At 62.2% G+C, this 16,771-nt stretch carries 14 protein-coding genes; 3 read left to right on the plus strand and 11 right to left on the minus strand.

Going from position 1 to position 16,771, the window contains the following annotated elements:
- Window positions 1-491 precede the first annotated feature (491 nt).
- A complete protein-coding gene (locus QZ184_RS02630; protein ID WP_296415044.1) occupies window positions 492-1,556 on the minus strand; it encodes a molecular chaperone DnaJ in 1,065 nt (354 codons plus the stop codon).
- Between the two features lie 25 nt (window positions 1,557-1,581).
- On the minus strand, window positions 1,582-3,147 hold the full coding sequence (locus tag QZ184_RS02635; protein ID WP_296418027.1) for a DUF3370 family protein: 1,566 nt from the start codon (window positions 3,145-3,147) through the stop codon (window positions 1,582-1,584).
- 222 nt (window positions 3,148-3,369) lie between these two features.
- Here QZ184_RS02635 and QZ184_RS02640 point away from each other — a divergent pair, with 222 nt between their 5' ends.
- On the plus strand, window positions 3,370-3,504 hold the full coding sequence (locus QZ184_RS02640; protein ID WP_363155472.1) for a hypothetical protein: 135 nt from the start codon (window positions 3,370-3,372) through the stop codon (window positions 3,502-3,504).
- Here the strand turns inward: QZ184_RS02640 and QZ184_RS11415 are convergent.
- From QZ184_RS11415 to QZ184_RS02660, 5 genes are read right to left on the minus strand one after another with little or no spacing between them, the layout of a single operon-like run.
- On the minus strand, window positions 3,449-4,132 hold the full coding sequence (locus QZ184_RS11415; RefSeq protein WP_247478454.1) for a sigma-70 family RNA polymerase sigma factor: 684 nt from the start codon (window positions 4,130-4,132) through the stop codon (window positions 3,449-3,451). The two genes, QZ184_RS02640 and QZ184_RS11415, sit on opposite strands and share 56 nt — an antisense overlap.
- Window positions 4,133-4,192: 60 nt before the next feature.
- The gene (locus QZ184_RS02645) at window positions 4,193-5,032 is read right to left on the minus strand and encodes an ATP adenylyltransferase (RefSeq protein WP_296418029.1); all 840 of its coding nucleotides are present in this window, start codon (window positions 5,030-5,032) and stop codon (window positions 4,193-4,195) included.
- Between the two features lie 36 nt (window positions 5,033-5,068).
- The gene (locus QZ184_RS02650) at window positions 5,069-5,965 is read right to left on the minus strand and encodes a PhzF family phenazine biosynthesis protein (protein WP_296415050.1); all 897 of its coding nucleotides are present in this window, start codon (window positions 5,963-5,965) and stop codon (window positions 5,069-5,071) included.
- A gap of 6 nt (window positions 5,966-5,971) precedes the next feature.
- Window positions 5,972-6,892, minus strand: a complete 921-nt coding sequence (locus QZ184_RS02655) for an NAD(P)H-dependent glycerol-3-phosphate dehydrogenase (RefSeq protein WP_296418032.1) — start codon at window positions 6,890-6,892, stop codon at window positions 5,972-5,974.
- A complete protein-coding gene (locus QZ184_RS02660) occupies window positions 6,889-7,269 on the minus strand; it encodes a DUF2237 domain-containing protein (RefSeq protein WP_029626305.1) in 381 nt (126 codons plus the stop codon). Before QZ184_RS02660 ends, QZ184_RS02655 begins: the two co-directional genes overlap by 4 nt.
- Window positions 7,270-7,397: 128 nt before the next feature.
- On the opposite strand from QZ184_RS02660, the gene QZ184_RS02665 reads away from it, so the two are divergent.
- Window positions 7,398-7,625 carry a hypothetical protein gene (locus tag QZ184_RS02665; protein ID WP_010317004.1) on the plus strand — a complete coding sequence of 76 codons (228 nt, stop codon included), beginning with the start codon at window positions 7,398-7,400 and terminating at the stop codon, window positions 7,623-7,625.
- Window position 7,626: 1 nt separating this feature from the next.
- Here the strand turns inward: QZ184_RS02665 and QZ184_RS02670 are convergent, their stop codons facing one another.
- From QZ184_RS02670 to QZ184_RS02680, 3 genes are read right to left on the minus strand one after another with little or no spacing between them, the layout of a single operon-like run.
- A complete protein-coding gene (locus QZ184_RS02670; RefSeq protein ID WP_296415056.1) occupies window positions 7,627-7,899 on the minus strand; it encodes a DUF4090 family protein in 273 nt (90 codons plus the stop codon).
- A gap of 25 nt (window positions 7,900-7,924) precedes the next feature.
- Entirely contained in the window at window positions 7,925-11,536 is a 3,612-nt protein-coding gene (metH, locus tag QZ184_RS02675) for a methionine synthase (protein ID WP_296418034.1), read from the minus strand.
- Between the two features lie 7 nt (window positions 11,537-11,543).
- The gene (locus tag QZ184_RS02680; protein ID WP_296418051.1) at window positions 11,544-12,461 is read right to left on the minus strand and encodes a branched-chain amino acid transaminase; all 918 of its coding nucleotides are present in this window, start codon (window positions 12,459-12,461) and stop codon (window positions 11,544-11,546) included.
- 86 nt (window positions 12,462-12,547) lie between these two features.
- Here QZ184_RS02680 and cobN point away from each other — a divergent pair, with 86 nt between their 5' ends.
- Complete coding sequence (gene cobN / locus QZ184_RS02685) at window positions 12,548-16,237, plus strand: cobaltochelatase subunit CobN (protein WP_296418036.1); 3,690 nt, start codon at window positions 12,548-12,550, stop codon at window positions 16,235-16,237.
- Here cobN and QZ184_RS02690 read toward each other — a convergent pair.
- Window positions 16,234-16,767: a hypothetical protein gene (locus QZ184_RS02690; protein WP_296415060.1), complete on the minus strand. Its 534-nt coding sequence runs from the start codon at window positions 16,765-16,767 to the stop codon at window positions 16,234-16,236. The two genes, cobN and QZ184_RS02690, sit on opposite strands and share 4 nt — an antisense overlap.
- Window positions 16,768-16,771 lie beyond the last annotated feature (4 nt).

Below are 16,771 nucleotides of genomic sequence, written 5' to 3' on the forward strand. Positions count from 1 at the left end.
AGTCCCATCATCTCCTCATCACAAGACCTGAACTGCGTCTCAGGCGTACCGACTGAAACACTCCCCGAATGCCTCTGGCTGGACTTGCGCAGACTTTTACCGAAGCTCTTCTCGTGGGTCGCAGTGGCCTTCCAGGCCTAGACCCTCAGTAGGACCAATAGGAGACGATCGAGTTGGTTTTGCCGGAAAACACCGGAAATGAGCCGATACCCAGAAGGAATCAGGCGCGTACCTGTGTCTACAGCAGGTACGCGTCTTTGGGAAAGCAGGCCTGAACTGACTTCTTGAGCGTTGTCCAGAGTGTTGGACAGTGCTGGTGAGATGCGAGGACATCGCCTGAATGCTCGGTCTTGTGCAGGCTGTCAATGCATTGCCTCGTGCAGCCAAAACAACGACAAATGCCTATCTATAAAGAACTAATCCACACTGCTTTAGCGTCTGAGAATCGTCGCATCCCGGGACTGGCGACGAGTCTCGTCTGCGACCTGTGATTAGGCAACGTCGCGATAGCGCTCCTTGAGGAACTGGTAGGCCTCGTTGAGGCGACGCATCGCATCAGCTGATCCGCCGGCATCAGGGTGATGGCTGACGGCTTGGGTGCGGTAGGCCTCCCTGATCTCCCGCAGGCTGTAGGGGCGATCGGCGACCGTGGCGAGCTGGAGCATCTTCAGGGCGCTGTGCACCGTCATGCTGTTGTCGATGGCATCAAAGGAGGTGCTTCGCTTGCTGCGGCTTCGGTGACGCTGAACGAAGCGTGTGATCAAGCTCGGAACACGTGCGGCCAGCGTTGATCCACCAAAGGGGTCCTCAAGGATTCCCGCAGCAACGATCACGCGCTCAAGGGTCGGGGTCCCCTCCTCCCACTCGGGCGCATAGGAGAACATCACCTGTTGAACCAGGTTCCAGCCGAAGGGACGTCCGTCGCTGTCCCCCGATTGCGGCCAGATATCCCGGCCGAGCCAGACCATGGCCGCTTCCAGCGCAGCCTCCGTTGGCGCTTGGCCGTAGACCTCGCTCCAGTGCGAGGCGACCTGTTGCATGGCTTGTTCCAGTTCAAGCCGGTGGATCAGGGCCAACGTGGCGTCAGGCGTCGCCGCGCGGGGAGGCGCGTCGAGGGTTTGCTTGACGCGCTTGGCTTGCTTGCGCACGAAGCCGGGAAGCTGAATGCCGCCTGTGGCGGCAGGAGGCTCCGGGGACCCCTCCCGCAAAACCTCACTGCTCTCGGATGAGACACGGCTCCGGTCTCGCTGTGCGACCAAGCCTGAGTGCACGAGAACAATTGAAAGGTCTTCGTCGAGGGGAATGGGTCTCTGCTCTTCTTCGACCTCGAGTGAGTCCCGTTCCTCCCCCTCCGGAGTCTTGTGAGGCTGCGATTGCGAGGAGTCGTCCTGGTCTGCGTCCTCGTCCTGGGATCCCCTGACTTCCTGAAGTAGGCGTTCAACCGTGGCGCCGCGGCTGCGCAAGCCGAGCTGACCTTTCAGCCCGTCGATCCAGTCCAAAAGCTCCTCGCTGAGTTCCAGCGAGATCCGCCGTTTGTCGGTCTCTCGCTGGCTCACTCAGGCTCGGGAACTGTTGTTGAGGTTATCGACCCAACAGGGAGTTCATCATCTTTTGTTGGGCCTCGACAGCCTGCTGGTAGCGGAGCATCAAGCTCTCACTCATGCGTGTCGGGTTGATCACTGCGGCAGAAACGCCCTCCAGATTGGGAAGTGCCGGTGGGGGCTCAACCCATTGCGGGGGAGCGACGACCGGTGGCGCGACCGGCCTGATCGTCACAGGCTCAAAGACTGGTGACTTGATCGCCGCTACGGGAACCTCGGGTGGGCTTTGTTTTGTGGCGGCAGCAGCGACCGCAGTCATCGTCTCCCGTTGTTTGAGATTGGCCAATTGCTGGTCCGAAACCACGCTCAGCAGGTGCCCAGGGGTTGCATCCGCTGGATAGACCAGGCTGACCTTGACGGGATTGCTCTGACCCGGCCGTAGATAAAGGTCGGCAATGGGGAGGCTTTCGCCGGACTTCATCCCGACGTGGACCTCTTGGTATCCATCGGATGTTTCGATGCGGATTGAGCCGCGGAAGGCGGTGAATTTGCCTCGGCCATTGATCGTGGGATGGCTGAGCACCAACTTGTGGGGGCCTGTGCCCGTGAGATTCATGGTGACGTCAAAGCGCACCCCGTAGGTCCCGACGTTGTTTAACGAGGAATCAACCATTCGGGTGACCAGGGGATTGATCTGAACTTCCCCGGTGCCGAAATGGTGGCGGTTGGTGCTGGTGAGGGGCACGTGCAGTGCACCTTGCTGGAGGTCATGGGACACGCTTGCGGTGTATTCGTCGCCAATGGCGACGCCCGCCACCCGTGAGAAGACCGTGCCGTTTTCAATTTGGCGAATCCGGCTGAGGTAAACCCGACCTGGTGCCAACCGCCGTTGATCCAGGACAGCGATCAGATCTGCATCGGACTGGGGATCCTCGGCGGCCACCACAGCCATCTGGAACGGTCCATCGCTTCGTCCCTTCAGCAGTCCGTTGGCAATGCCCTTGGCTGGGAGTTGAGTGCTGAAGAGAACAATCCTGCTGCGGGCGGGGATGGTGATCTCATCGGCCAGTCTCCGGTCCAGCTTGCCGCGCAGCATTTGCACAGCTGTCGCGTCCCCTGGCCCGGTGTTCCATGGGCGATGGCCGAGAGGCTTCACGCCCATCAGATTGTCGGACTGGTAGGGCGCTTCAAAGCTGTTGCGGACAGCCCCTTTCTCAAAGCGAATGTGAACGGGCTGACTGCTGGGGTTGATCAGCAGGGTGGCCAGGGTGAGTTCACCGCGGCGTCCACCACCGCTACCCATGCGGCTCTTGTCATTCGGGTAGTACTTGTGGTGAACGTGAAGGCCGAACTCACCGTTAAAGGTGTAGGTGGCGTTGGCAAGGGGTTGTCCCGTCTCCGCCGCAATGGTCTGTCCGGGTGTTGTCGTCACCAGGATGCCTGGTCCATGCACCTCCTCCGGTTGGTTGGAGTGCAGGACCGGAACGGTGTTGAACGCACCCTGCAGCGGCCGGGCCTGCTGGCCGGCCATCAAGGCCACATCGGCTTGAGCCGGGATAGGGGCGATCAACACGCCGCCAACGAGAGCAATTGCGAGGGGTCTCATCAGACCTATGGGACCAACTGCTCTCAACGTGCGAATGATTGGCGGTGGGGTGCGTTGCTGCTCCGAATTCTTTTATCTCCGGCTGATCGAAATCAACACAGAGGCTGATGCTCCTGCCGCCTGTCGCGGCAAACCACTGCTGCTGGCTAGAACGATTGAACTCAAGCATTCTCCATGATTCCTCCGTTCTTTGCTTGCGCTGATGCGGGTTCTCCGGCCCAGATGCGTCGCCGTCACCAAGAGCGCAAGCATCAGATGTTGACCTTCTGGCGCGACGGTCTGGAGCGTCAGCTGGCGGCGATCAATGCGGCCCTGAGCACCCTCGAGCGCCAAATGCAGGATTCCAGCGAGTCCTGAGCTCCTCCAGTCCAGCGTGAAGCCTGCGCCGGACCGTTGCGGAGCTGATCCCCAGCAGACCAGCGGTCCGGCGCAGGCTGTAGCCCTCCAAGACCACAAGCTCCACAACCTGACTGTGGCGTTGCTGGATCGACGCCAACCAGGACTGCGCCATTGCCCGTGGCAGCAACGGGTCTGTCTCGTCGTCCATGGCTGCGATCCCCTCACAGCGCTCAGGGTCAAGCCAATCGAGCCTCTCTAGCTGTTCGGCCTGCTGCAGGACACGCAAGGCTGTCTCACTCCAGCCCAGTCGGCGGCCTAAGCCCACTGTTGCTTGGTTGCCAGTAGCGGCCTCAATCTTGTTCAACTGCGCTAACCGATCCTGAACAGATCGGGGCAAGCGCACCAGCCGGCTGTTGTCTCTGAGGTGCCGAAGGATTGCGCCGCGGACAAAGGGCTTGGCATAGGCACCAAGGCTGCGGTCAGGTCCTGGCTGAAACCGCGCTGAGGCCCTGAGGAAACCGACCCAGCCAGCCTGGATCAAATCGTCGACGGGTTCCCTGCAGCGCTGGGCGTAGTGCCGTGCTGTTCCGAGGACAAGACCGCGATGCCGCTTAACTTCTGCGGCCTGCTCCCGCGTGGTGGGCATGGAAACAAGGTGTGCTTGCTTCAGCAAAACCTTGACCCGTCCCCCGCGTCGTCGGTGAATTCACCGAGGTTGAGCCACCGTTCGCAGCAGCTCCAAAGGACCATGGCGCTCGAGCCAATCCCGATCGGAGCCGTTCGTGAGCAGTAGGTAGCCAGCAAAACCAAGGGCATTCACGCTGAACCCCGCCGCGTGCTCCCTGGTGCGGGCCACGGTCATGAACCAGTCGGGGCTGATCAGCACGTTGTAGGGAGCTCCTGGGTGCTCGGACATCGACGGTTGCCCAAGACCCAAGCTCTCCGTTTGCTCGAGGTAGAGGCGCTCGAGTTCCGCCGCCGCTTCAGCCCCAGCCGGTGCGGTCCGGTGACTCACGCGATAGCGCCAGGGCCAGGGATCCTCCAATCCAGCCAGTTGGGCCCGGATAGCGCTGTCGAGGGGACAACAGACCTCAGACGGCTCCCGCGGCAGCAGCTGCAGGTGGCGATGGGGCTGGCTCGCCCCGGCTTCGGGGCAACTATTGAAAAACCAAAGACCACTGGTGCAGGCATCCACGGCCGCGAGTTGCATCCAGTCGGCAGGCTCAAGCCATCCGGCCTGCGGCCTCCACTGCTGCGTGATCAAGAGCAGGTGGCCCCGTTGAACGGGAAACTTGTTCAGCAGCAACAGGTGGCTGCTTCCGAGTCGTTCCACCTCCAGGCGCTGATCCCAGGGAAGAAAGGGATTTGGCTTGGGCCCCTCCCGGCGCAGATGTTTCGGTGTGGCCGATTCCAGTCGGCGAATGACGAATGGCTCGCAGCGCGCAAGGCCTTCCAAAGCGGTATCCAGGGGGACCAGCGCACCGTTGGCTTCAGCCACGTCGCTGCAGCGCAGCGCTGCTGTGCCGTAGCGCCCCAGAACGCCCATCTCCTTGACCAAGGCCAGATCTGATTAAAGCGCCACTCAGTCCTGACTGCAGACGCTCCAGTCGCCTGGAACATGCCCTGGAGGGCCGGCTGCGACTGAGCCTGACCAGAGGACATGGCCCAGACCACTGAGGCGCACGCGGTAACCCTCCTGGAGCTCACAGCGCATCCCGCCGCAGCGGGCCGAGGGCTGCCAGCCGTGCAGGGTGGACTTGCCGAGCGCATCGGCCCACCAGGGGGCGACGAGGGCATGGGCTGAACCCGTTACCGGATCCTCCTCAATGCCGAGGCCTGGGGCAAAGAAGCGCAGCTGGTAGTCGCAGGTCTGGCCAAAGAGCTCAGCGGAGCTCCCGGCCTGCATCACCACCAGACCTTGACGATCAGCCCCTTCGAGGCGCTCACTCACCCCCCGGAGCTCCCGCAGGATCAGCGCGCTGTCCACGAGTACGACGCGATAGCCCAAGTTCGAGCGCCAGTAGCCCAAGACGTCGCTGTCCAGAACCTGCCTCAGATAGCTCGGTGCCTGCTCATGGATGAGGGGTTCGCTGGGCAGCACCAGGGAGGCAGCTCCCCTCACCTGCGGATCAACGCGAACCGCTAAGCCACCGCTTCGGCTCGCCAGGCGGAGCTCGTCTCCTACTGGAACCAGGTTCCAGTGCTGCAGGGCCAGGGTTGCGGCCAGCGTTGCATGGCCGCAGAGGGGCACCTCACAGGTTGGTGTGAACCAGCGAATGCACCACTGCTGCCTGGGGTTCAGCCAAAGAAAGGCCGTCTCAGATTGCTTCAAACTGCCCGCCAGGGCCTGCATCCACTCTGGGCTGGCCGCCTCCTGCAGTTCCACCACCGCTGCGCCGTTGCCGCACAGGGGACCATCAGCAAACGCCTCGATCAGCAGAGCCCGCCGCGCCGTTGGATCGGAAGGAAGCTCAGGCATCCAGCGCTAGGCCTGCTCATCACGAAGGGACCGCTGCATTAAGGCATGAACCGCCTCTTGGGGGCTACTTCGGCCGTCTGCCGTACGCACCACCTGCTGGCAGATCGGTAGGGACCAGCCGTGGCGCTCGCCCAGTGCCGCAACAGCCTGGGCAGTCTTGAATCCCTCGACAGTGGCGCCAACGCTGGCTTGGGCTTCGCTGGCACTGGCCCCTCCCGCCAGGGCCAAACCAAAGCGGTAGTTCCGGCTGAGGGGGCTGTTCGCTGTTGCCAAGAGATCACCCAGACCCGCCAACCCGTAGAGGCTGCCCTGCTCTCCCCCCAGGTTCTGAATCACCAGTCCCATCTCCGCCATCCCCCGGCAGAGCAACGAGGCCTTGGCGTTGGCTCCGAGCTGCAGGCCATCGCAGATACCAGCCGCGATCGCCATCACGTTTTTAAGCGCACCCGCGAGTTCCACTCCAAGCGGATCGGCACTGGCATAAAGCCGCAGCTGATCGGAGCTGAGCTGCCGCTGCAGCTGCTGAACCCGATCGAGCTCCACCCCGGCCAAAACACTCGCCGCCGGGCAGCCCTGGGCCAATTCAGTCGCAAGGTTGGGACCACTCAGCACCAGAGGGTTGAGCTCGGGATTAGCGGCCTGCCAGATCTGACTTGCGGTGAGCTGGGTCTCGGGGTCGAGCCCCTTGCTACAGCTCAGCAGCGGCACTCGCAGGTCCCAGTCCCCAGCTAGGTCTGTGGCCAACTGCTTGCTCCCTGCAAGGGAGACGGTCACCAGCACCAAATCGACATCGCGTATCGCCTCGAGAGGGGACCCTCCGCTGCGGCGGCTCCAAACCTTGATCTGGTGCCCCTGGCGGCTGAACAAATCAGAAAGGGTCTGCCCCCAAGCCCCAAGGCCCAGGACACCGATGCTGAGGGCGGTCACTGGTCCGCCGCGTGGGCCTGAAGCAGCTCGAGGGGAATCACGTCCAGGCTGGAGTCCTCACAAGCTGCGAGGCGGACGGGTGGGGCCATGCCGTCTTGGTAGGCCTCGAGCCAACGGGCTGCACAGACGCACCAGTGGTCACCGGGTTTGAGCCCGGGGAAGCCATAGGCGGGCATCGGGGTCGTCAAATCATTCCCCTGAGCCTTCGAGTAGCTGAGGAATTGTTCATTGACGACGCAACAGACGCTGTGACGCCCCAAATCCGCTGCGTTGGTGCGGCAGCTGCCGTCGCGAAACCAGCCAGTCATCGGGTCACATCCACACTCCTGCAACGGTTCTCCAAGAACGTTGAGGGACGTGGTCTCAGCTGCGTTCATCGTTGGGTTGTGCCCGGTTTCAGCCGGTGAATGACGTCAATTCTGACGAAGGAGTGGAACAAAACCGCCGGGGAGGTTGACGGGATCGGGGGGTAAGGCGTTAAAGGTCATTCAGCCAACCCCCCTACATGAGCTGGGACTTCACCGAAGACGGCGCCTTCCTGGCCCTTTGCGATGCCTTCAAGGAGAGCGGCGAGAGCTCTGCCATTGAGTTCTTGGCCAACGGCGAGGGCGCATTCCACTTCCAGGAGTTAGCTCAGAACGCGGCTGGAGAAGGTGTCGATCTATCGGACTCCTCTGACCTCGAGGAGTTCCAACAGGAAGTGATCGACACCATGGAAAATCTCTGCGGCTGAGTCAGCCGTAGAAGAAGGCGACCTCTTTGTCCTTCAGGCCATCCCAGCCAGCCGCCTTGAGGCGTGCATCGAGGGTCTGTTGGTCAAAGTGCTTCGAGCCGGTTTTAACCACACGGTTCCGCATTGATTTTTTGACGCCGCTGCGGGCCCGTTGACTCTCCAGATCCATCACCTCGTTGTAGAGGGCCAGCATCTCCTGAGGGATCGGGCTTCCATCGAGATCAATGCCTGAGGCGATTGCAGCATCGACGCCGCCAGGTCCGGCAATGGCCATCGGTCAAGGGTGAGGGGCCCTGACCCTAAGCGGAGAAATAGCGAGCCTGGCTGTGCAGGGCGACCAGAGCTGTGGTGCTCTGCTCGGGCTCCAGTTGGTCGCTCTCGTCCATGCTCAACCCAATGCGATCCGTACCCAGCCAGGTGAGCTGTTGACGGGAATCCGGGACGTTGGGGCAGGCGGGATAACCAAAGGAGTAGCGACTGCCGCGATAGCGCTGAGCTAAGACATCGCGCAGGGGCATGTCTGCGGGGTCCGGATAGCCCAGCTCGCTGCGAATGCGGGCATGGACCCATTCGGCCAAGGCCTCTGCCATTTGAACGCCAAGTCCATGGAAGTACAGGTAGTCGCTGTACTGATCGCCCTTGAAGAGCTCCTGGGCGAATTCGGTGGCCCGCTCACCCATGGTCACCGCCTGCATCGGCAGCACGTCTGTGGCCCCGGGGGCGAGGTCGCGATAGAAATCAGCGATGCAGTAGCGGTTGCCTGATCGCTGGCGCGGCAGCTCAAAGCGTCCGAGCTCCTGGTCGTGTTGCTCAGGGTTAAACACCACAAGGGCATTTCCATCACGGCCACAGGGGTAGTAGCCGTAGGCCACCCGAGGGCTCAGCAGGGCCTCATCGATGCAGCGCTGCTTCCAGTGGGCGAGGACCGGCTCAGCCTTCTCAGCGAGCATGGCCTCATAGTCCTCGCGGGACTGTCCTTGGGCCTTGCGCAGTTGCCACTGCCCGGCGAAGAGGGCATTGCGATCCAGGTAGGCGAAGACAGATTCGATGTCGATCGCGTCTTCCCGCAGGACCTGACTTCCCCAGAACGGAGGGGTGAGGGCTGGCTCTTCAGGGACGGCTTCGGAGCGTTCCGTTGAGACGGGAGTTAGCGCAGCGGGAGTCGATTCAGCCGCTGCCTTGCCGCCAGAGCCCTCTGGCTGACCGTCAGATTCGCCAGCATTTTCCAGACCAAGGCCCTCGGGAATCGCACCCAGGAACCCCTTGGCGTTGTCCCACTGCTCATCCGCTTTGGCGGTCACGAGGGCATCCATGAACCGCAGGTCAGCAAACGCATCGCGGCCGTAAATCACCTGACCGGCATAAACCTCACGGCAGTCCTTATTGACAAAGCGAGGGGTCAACGCAGCACCACCAAGGATCACAGGGACATTGATCCCTGCCTCATTGAACGCAGCCAAGTTGTCCTTCATGAAGGCCGTTGACTTGACCAACAACCCACTCATGGCAATGCAATCAGCGTTGTGCTTCTGCTGCGCCTCAATGATGGCCTCGACGGGCTGCTTAATGCCCAGGTTGATCACCTCGTAGCCGTTATTCGTAAGGATGATGTCAACGAGATTCTTGCCGATGTCATGGACATCGCCTTTGACAGTGGCAATCAAGAACTTCGCTTTCGCTGAACTCTCACCCTCCACCTTGTCCATTAATGGCTCCAGGAAAGCCACCGCAGACTTCATCGTCTCGGCACTCTGAAGCACAAAAGGCAACTGCATTTGGCCGGAGCCGAAGAGTTCACCTACCACCTTCATCCCATCAAGCAGGAAGGTGTTGATGATGTGCAGCGGTTTGTAGGTCTCAAGCGCAAGACGCAGGGCATCCTCAAGGCCAATGCGCTCGCCATCGATGATGTGCTGCTTGAGCCGCTCCTCAACCGGAAGGTCTGCCAAGGAGGGACCGGAGGCGCGGGCTTCCTTGGTGGACACGCCCTCGAACAGCGTGGTGAGCTCCGTCAGCGGGTCATAGACGCAGACGCCGTTCTCAAAGCGCCTGCGGTCATTGATCAGATCGCGGCAGACCTGCTGGTGCTCCTCACTGATCTTGATCAGGGGGAGGATTTTCGCAGGGCTCACGATGGCCGCATCCATGCCCGCCTCACAGCAGTCGTGCAGGAAGACGGAGTTCAGAACGATGCGAGCCGCAGGTGACAGGCCGAAACTGACGTTGCTGACACCGAGAACCACATGGACGCCCGGGAGGTTTTCGCGAATCATGCGAATCGCCTGGACGGTGGCGAGGCCGTTCTCACGGTCCTCTTCGATGCCCGTTGAGATGGGCAGCGCTAGAGGGTCGTAGAAGATTTCATGGGCTGGAATGCCGTATTCCAGGGCGTCCCGGTAAGCGCGTTGTGCGATGGCGAATTTGCGCTCTGCGCTGCGGGCCATCCCCTCCTCATCAATGGTGCCGACCACCACACCAGCGCCATAGTCACGCGCCAGTTCCAGCACTTTGAAAAAGCGCTCGTCACCGTCTTCGTAGTTGGTGGAGTTGAGGATGCACTTGCCACCGGCCACCTTCAGGCCAGCTTCCATCTTTTGCCACTCCGTGGAGTCGAGCATCAAGGGAAGGTTGACGTTGGTGACCAGACGGCTCACCAAGGCATGCATATCGGCCTCGCCATCGCGGCCGACGTAATCGACGTTGACATCGAGAACGTGGGCGTTCTCCTTGACCTGCCCCCGGGCGACGGAAACCAGACCATCCCAGTCCTCTTCAGCCAGCAACTCCCGGACCTTCTTGGAGCCACTGGCATTCAGCCGTTCACCAATGATCAGGAAGGAGTTGTCCTGCAGATAGGGGGTAACGCCGTAGATCGAACTGGCTGAGGGTTCGTACTGCAGGGCTGGCCGTGGAGCATCAGCATCCGGCTCAGTGCTTCCACGCACGCTGCGTTCTGCAGGTTGCAGTTCAGAAGCGAGCTCCGCCAGGGCCGCAATGTGGGCCGGAGTCGTGCCGCAGCAGCCACCGATCACCTGGACACCCAGGTCCTCGACGAAGTGCATCAGCTGCATCTTCATCTCTGTGGGTGTGAGGCGGTAGTGCGCCACACCGCCAATGTTCTCGGGTAATCCCGCGTTGGGGATACAGCTGACGACGAAGGGGCTATGGGCCGAGAGGTAGCGGACGTGCTCCTTCATCTGCTCGGGGCCGGTCGCGCAGTTCAGGCCGAGAACATCGATCGGAAAGGGCTCAAGGATCGCCACGACAGCGGCAATATCCGAGCCCACCAGCATCGTGCCGGTGGTCTCCATGGTCACGCTGACCATCAGGGGACGCCGTTCACCTGTTTTGGCAAAGGCCTGTTCAATGCCCTGGAGGGCCGCCTTGATTTGCAGGACGTCCTGACAGGTTTCAACGATGAACAGGTCGACATCTCCTGCGATCAGGCCCTCGGCCTGCTCCGCAAAGGAGTCGCGCATCTCATCGAAGCCAATGTGCCCAAGGGTTGGCAGCTTCGTCGTCGGACCCATCGATCCGGCCACAAACCTGGGCTTCTCAGGCGTTGAGTAGGCCGCCGCCATTTCACGGGCAAGCTCCGCGGCCCGCTTGTTGAGCTCAAAGGCCTTGTCTTGGATGTCGTACTCGGCCAAGACCGTTGAGGTCGCCCCGAAGGTGTCGGTCTCGATCACATCGCAGCCGGCTTCGAGAAACTGACGATGCACCGCCTGGACGGCATCCGGGCGCGTGAACACCAGGTTTTCGTTGCAACCCTCGAGGGCCAGGCCGCCGAAGTCATCAGCAGTCAGATCCATCTGCTGCAACGACGTTCCCGTTGCGCCGTCAAACACCAGCACTGGCCGCGCAGGGCTGTGCAGGCGTTCAAGGAAACCGATGCGTTGTGTGGCGAGCATCAACCGATCAACCGTCCAGGCGAATCCGCGTGACCCAATGGTCAAAGGCGGGATCACGCCCTTCGGTGATGGCGGTCAGGCGCTCGCGAATGGCGGTCATCACCGGACGCTCAGCACTGAGTTCAGTGGTTTCCACACGACGAATCGGCGTGACCTTGGCGGCTGTACCGCTCAAGAAGACTTCATCGGCAATGAATAACTCGCTCTTGTCGACGGGACGCTCCAAGGTGGGGATCCCCATCGCCTTAGCCAGCTCCAGAACACTGGATCGTGTGATGCCCTCAAGAATGTCCTGATCGACACCTGGTGTGATCAGGACACCATCGCGAACGAGGAACAGATTCATGCCGCTGGCCTCGCTGACCTTGCCGCGGCTGTTGAGCAGCAGAGCCTCATCAAAACCGCTCTTGACGGCCTCTGTTTTGGCGAGTGAACTGGTGATGTAGGCGCCGCTGATCTTGCCGCGCAGGGGCAGGGAGCGATCTTCTTGGCGGGTCCAGGAGCTAATCCGGCAGCTCACCCCCTCAGGGGAGAGATAGTCACCGAGCTCAAGGCCGTAGATCAGGAAATCGGTCTCAATGTTGTGCAGCCTCGGGGCAATCCCCAGGTCACTTGTGTAGACGAAGGGACGCAGATAGACCGGGCAGGTGGGGCGATTGGCGCACAGGAACTGATGGATCGCGCGGTGGATCGTGTCTTCGCTGAGCTCTGTCAGTAGGAGACGCGCGCTCTGACTTAATCGGCGGGCGTGGCGGTCGGCCCGGAACAGAAGAATCTCGTTGGCATCGGCCGGATTGGGGATCGCCCGCATTCCGCCAAACGCACCGGTCCCGTAGTGCAGGGCATGGGTCGCCACCGACAGCGTGGCCTCCGCAAAGGGCACACACTTGCCACCGAACCAGGCGAAGGGCAGGAACTGATGCATGGGGTCGGTGGGGGCGGCCACAGCTGCAGACGATCCTCTCACTGCTGGGTGCCCAAGCGCGAGTGCTGAACCAGCAAGATGGAGCAATGCACCGTCTTGCGGCTGTCCCTGGTAGCCACAGCCCTGATGACGGGGTGACCTACGTGGAGCAACCCGGGGCGGAGCTGGTGTTTCTCTCCAGCGCCGACACCGACTTGGCTGCCCTGTCGGCCTGCCTGGATCAGCACAGTTGTCCGGCAGGAGCGGCTCGCCAGATCCAAGGTCTCAACCTGGCCAGCCTGCAGCACCCAGCGGTTCTCGATCACTACATCCGCACCAGCCTTGGCGGCACGCAGCTGGTGTTGATCCGACTGCTTGGCGGACGCGGGCACTGGAGTTATGGCCTCGAGCAGTTCCGGCAGTGGGCCTCTGCAGACTCCAAACGAGCGCTGGTGGTTCTGGCGGGGACCGCCGATGAGGACGAGGCCCTTGCCAGCCTCAGCAGCGTTCCCGCTGCACTCGCCACAGCCAGCAGCCGCTGCCTCCGGGAAGGGGGTACATCCAATCTTCTGGAGGTCCTGGGCTCCCTTGGCCACTGGCTCGATCACGGCCAGCTGCAGCTCCCCCAAGTCCACGCCGTTGAGGACCCGAAAGCCCACGACTGGCGTGACGATCTCGGACCGCGTGTCGGTGTCATCCTCTACCGGGCGCTCCTGCAGTCCGGTGATTTGGCCTTGCCCGAGGCCCTGCTCGACTCCCTCAGAACACAGGGGCTCGCCCCGCGGGCTCTCTGGGTCAGCAGCCTCAGGGACCCAGGGGTCCAGCGAGGAACCCTGGATCTGCTCCAGCGCGAGCAGGTGGCGGCTGTGGTCTGCACCACCTCCTTCGCCTCCGTGCAGTTCGCTGAAGCAGGGCTCGGTGCCCCGCTGTGGGACGCGCTCGGTGTTCCTGTCTTCCAGCTGCTCTGCAGCACCCAAACGCAGGAGGCTTGGAGCGCCAGTCCAGTTGGTCTGTCCTCCCTGGATCTGACCCTGCAGGTGGCGATGCCGGAGCTCGACGGTCGCATCAGCACACGCGTTGGAGCCTTTAAGGAGCTGACCAGAGCTGATGCGCGCTTGGCCACAGCTCTGCATCGCTATCTACCGGAGCGGGAGCGGCTCGATTGGGTTGCGCAATTGGTGCAGCGCTGGTGCAGCCTGCGCGAGACCCCGGCGTCCGATCGCCGTCTGGCCTTGGTGCTGGCGAACTATCCAACCCGCAATGCGCGATTAGCCAACGGCGTCGGGCTCGACACCCCAGCCAGCGCTGCGGCGATGCTGCATTGGCTGAAGCAAGCGGGCTATGGACTACCGGAGCAGCTGCCAAGCGACGGAGACGGCCTGATTCAGGCGTTGCTCGCCGGACGGACGAATGACCCTGAAAGCACTCACCTGAAGGCCCTAGATCACCTTCCCCTTGCCGACTACCTGGCTTGGTTTGACGGAATCCCCGCAGCAGCTCGCAGCCGCCTGGAAGCCCAATGGGGTTCACCAAAACAGGATCCGTCGCTGGAGAAGGAGGGCTACCCCATCCATGGCCTTCAATACGGCCATGTGGTGGTGATGATCCAGCCGTCCCGGGGTTACGAGAGGGACCCAAGCCTCAGCTACCACTCCCCGGATCTGGTGCCGACCCACCACTACCTGGCCCACTACCTCTGGCTGAACCAAGCCGCAGCGGTCCAGCTGGTCTGCCATGTGGGCAAGCACGGCAACCTCGAGTGGCTTCCTGGAAAGGGACTTGGACTCTCGCCAGGCTGCTTCCCGGAACTGGCCTTAGGCCCGATCCCCCACCTCTATCCGTTCATCGTCAATGACCCGGGTGAGGGCTCCCAGGCCAAGCGCCGTGCCCAGGCGGTCATCCTCGATCACCTCACCCCACCCCTTGGTCGTGCAGGACTCCATGGCGACTTGCGGGAACTCGAGGCTCTGATTGATGAGTACTGGGAATCCGTACAGCTAGGCAGTGCTCGGAGCGAGACGCTCCGCAGCGCGATCCTGACGCAACTGAGCCGCAGCGAACTCAGCGACGTCTTGGCCGCGGGCGACGCTGCGGATCCCCTCGATGCCGCCGACGGCTACCTCTGTGAACTCAAGGAAGCCCAGATCCGAACCGGTCTGCATCGCTTCGGCTCCCTTCCTGAGACGGAGGCCCTCGCTGAACTGCTGGCCTGTCTGGCCCGTCCCCCCCAGGAGGGTGGTCTCGGTCTAACCCAGGCCCTTGCCCTCGATGCGGCCTTGCAGCTGGACCCCTGGAGTGACCCAGAAGAATCCCCCCTCGAGCCCGTCGATCAGCAGCGGCTACTCGCCCTCGGCCTCAGACACCCCAGGGTCTGCGGGGATGCCATCGCCTGGCTTGAAGATCAGGCGCTTGATCTCTGCCGCTCACTTCTGGGCGAAGTGCACAGCCACGAGGCCGTCGGGCAACACACCGAGCAGGTGCTGGAGCGTCTTGGCCAACGGCTCGTGCCGAATCTGCTTGGCTGCGGTGAGGCCGAGCGCACGGCCTTTCTGCGTGGTGTAGCAGGTGATCGGATCGCGGCGGGGCCCTCCGGTGCCCCCACCCGTGGACGGCCGGATCTTTTACCGACGGGCCGCAATTTCTACAGCGTTGATTTGCGCGGGCTGCCGACGGAAGCAGCCTGGGACCTGGGTCGACGTAGCGCAGAACTCCTGCTCGATCAGCATTTGATGGAGGAGGGGGAGCCCCTTCGCCATCTCGCCCTGTCGGTCTGGGGCACCAGCACGATGCGCAATGGCGGTGAGGACATTGGCCAGGCCCTGGCCTTGCTGGGCGTCCGCCCGGTCTGGGATGGACCCAGTCGACGGCTGGTGGACCTGGAGTTGATTCCCCTCTCGGCCTTAGGTCGGCCCCGGGTGGATGTGACCCTGCGGATCTCAGGACTCTTCCGAGACGCCTTTCCCCAGCTGGTGGCGTGGGTCAACCGCGCCACGGCTCTGGTGGCTGCAGCCGATGAATCGGCTGAGGAGAACCCGCTCGCGCAAGCCGCGCAAAGGGATGGTCATGCCTGGCGGGTCTATGGCTCAGCCCCTGGGGCCTATGGAGCGGGCCTTCAAGGTCTGATCGACAGTGGTGACTGGGAGGGGCGTGGTGATCTGGCCGAGGCCTACCTGAATTGGGGCAGCTGGCGCTACGAGGGTGATGGCACTGGTGCCCTGCGCATTGCCTCCGACCGGGATGGTTTTCAGCAGCGCCTCTCGTCAGTCCAGGTCGTGCTGCAAAACCAGGACAACCGTGAGCATGACCTTCTGGATTCCGATGACTATTACCAGTTCCAGGGCGGGCTGAGTGCTGCGGTCGAGTCCGTTCGTGGTGTCGCACCAGCGGTTTGGTTCGGGGACCATTCACGCCATCAGCGGCCCCGCATCCACCGCCTGGAGAAGGAGTTCGACAAGGTGCTCCGCTCCCGCGTTCTCAATCCGCGCTGGATTGAAGGCATGCAACAGCACGGCTACAAGGGTGGCTTCGAGATGGCCGCCAGCCTCGATTACCTCTTCGCCTACGACGCGAGCACCGGTCGGGTTCCCGACTGGAGCTACGGCTCAATCTGCGAGCAGTGGCTTGAATCTCCCGAGGTTTTGGAGTTCCTGAAAACCCACAACCCTTGGGCCCTGCGGGACATGGGCGAGCGCCTGCTTGAGGCCCATCACCGCGGGCTCTGGAGCGGGGCACAAAAAAACCAGCTCGCGCATCTGCGTGAGCTGGTCTTGAATGCGGAGGCGCTGATCGAGGGTTAGAGGTCCTTGACCCAGCCCTTGAAGGCACCAATGTCCCCGGGCTTCGCCGTGCTCGTCGGGGTGGTGGGCTGTGCTTCGGCCTGCTGAGCTTTCTCTTGCTGCTTCTGGGCGTTGATGGCGGCAGGGCCACCGGGGACGTTCACGCCGACGGAGGAACCACGCTTGCGCTCGTCCAGCTCGGCCTGGCTCATCGGCTCGCAGAACGTCTTCTTGACTTCCTTCGGGATGCCACCCGTCAGATCGGTCTGCACCTCAGGTTTTTTCGGGTCACCAAGCCCATCAGATTTGATGACACGACGGGCCGTCATCGAGGCGACCTCGTCAACGATTTCCTTGCTCCCAGGGCTGGCAGCGGTGCCGGGGAAGGTGCGACGGATCGTGTTCGACTGACGCATGAAGTCGACATTCCCCATGCTGCTGGAGGAATCGGCGTCGAGGAAGAACGCTTCCTCCTTCTTCTTCGCTGGCTCCCGCTTGGTCAGGGGAGACTGCGACTGGTTATTGCCGAGCAGGCGATCAAACAGGCCCATCGCA

The sequence above is a fragment of the Vulcanococcus sp. DEBay_Sum22DG08_74 genome (assembly GCF_017852955.1).
Taxonomy (GTDB): domain Bacteria; phylum Cyanobacteriota; class Cyanobacteriia; order PCC-6307; family Cyanobiaceae; genus Vulcanococcus.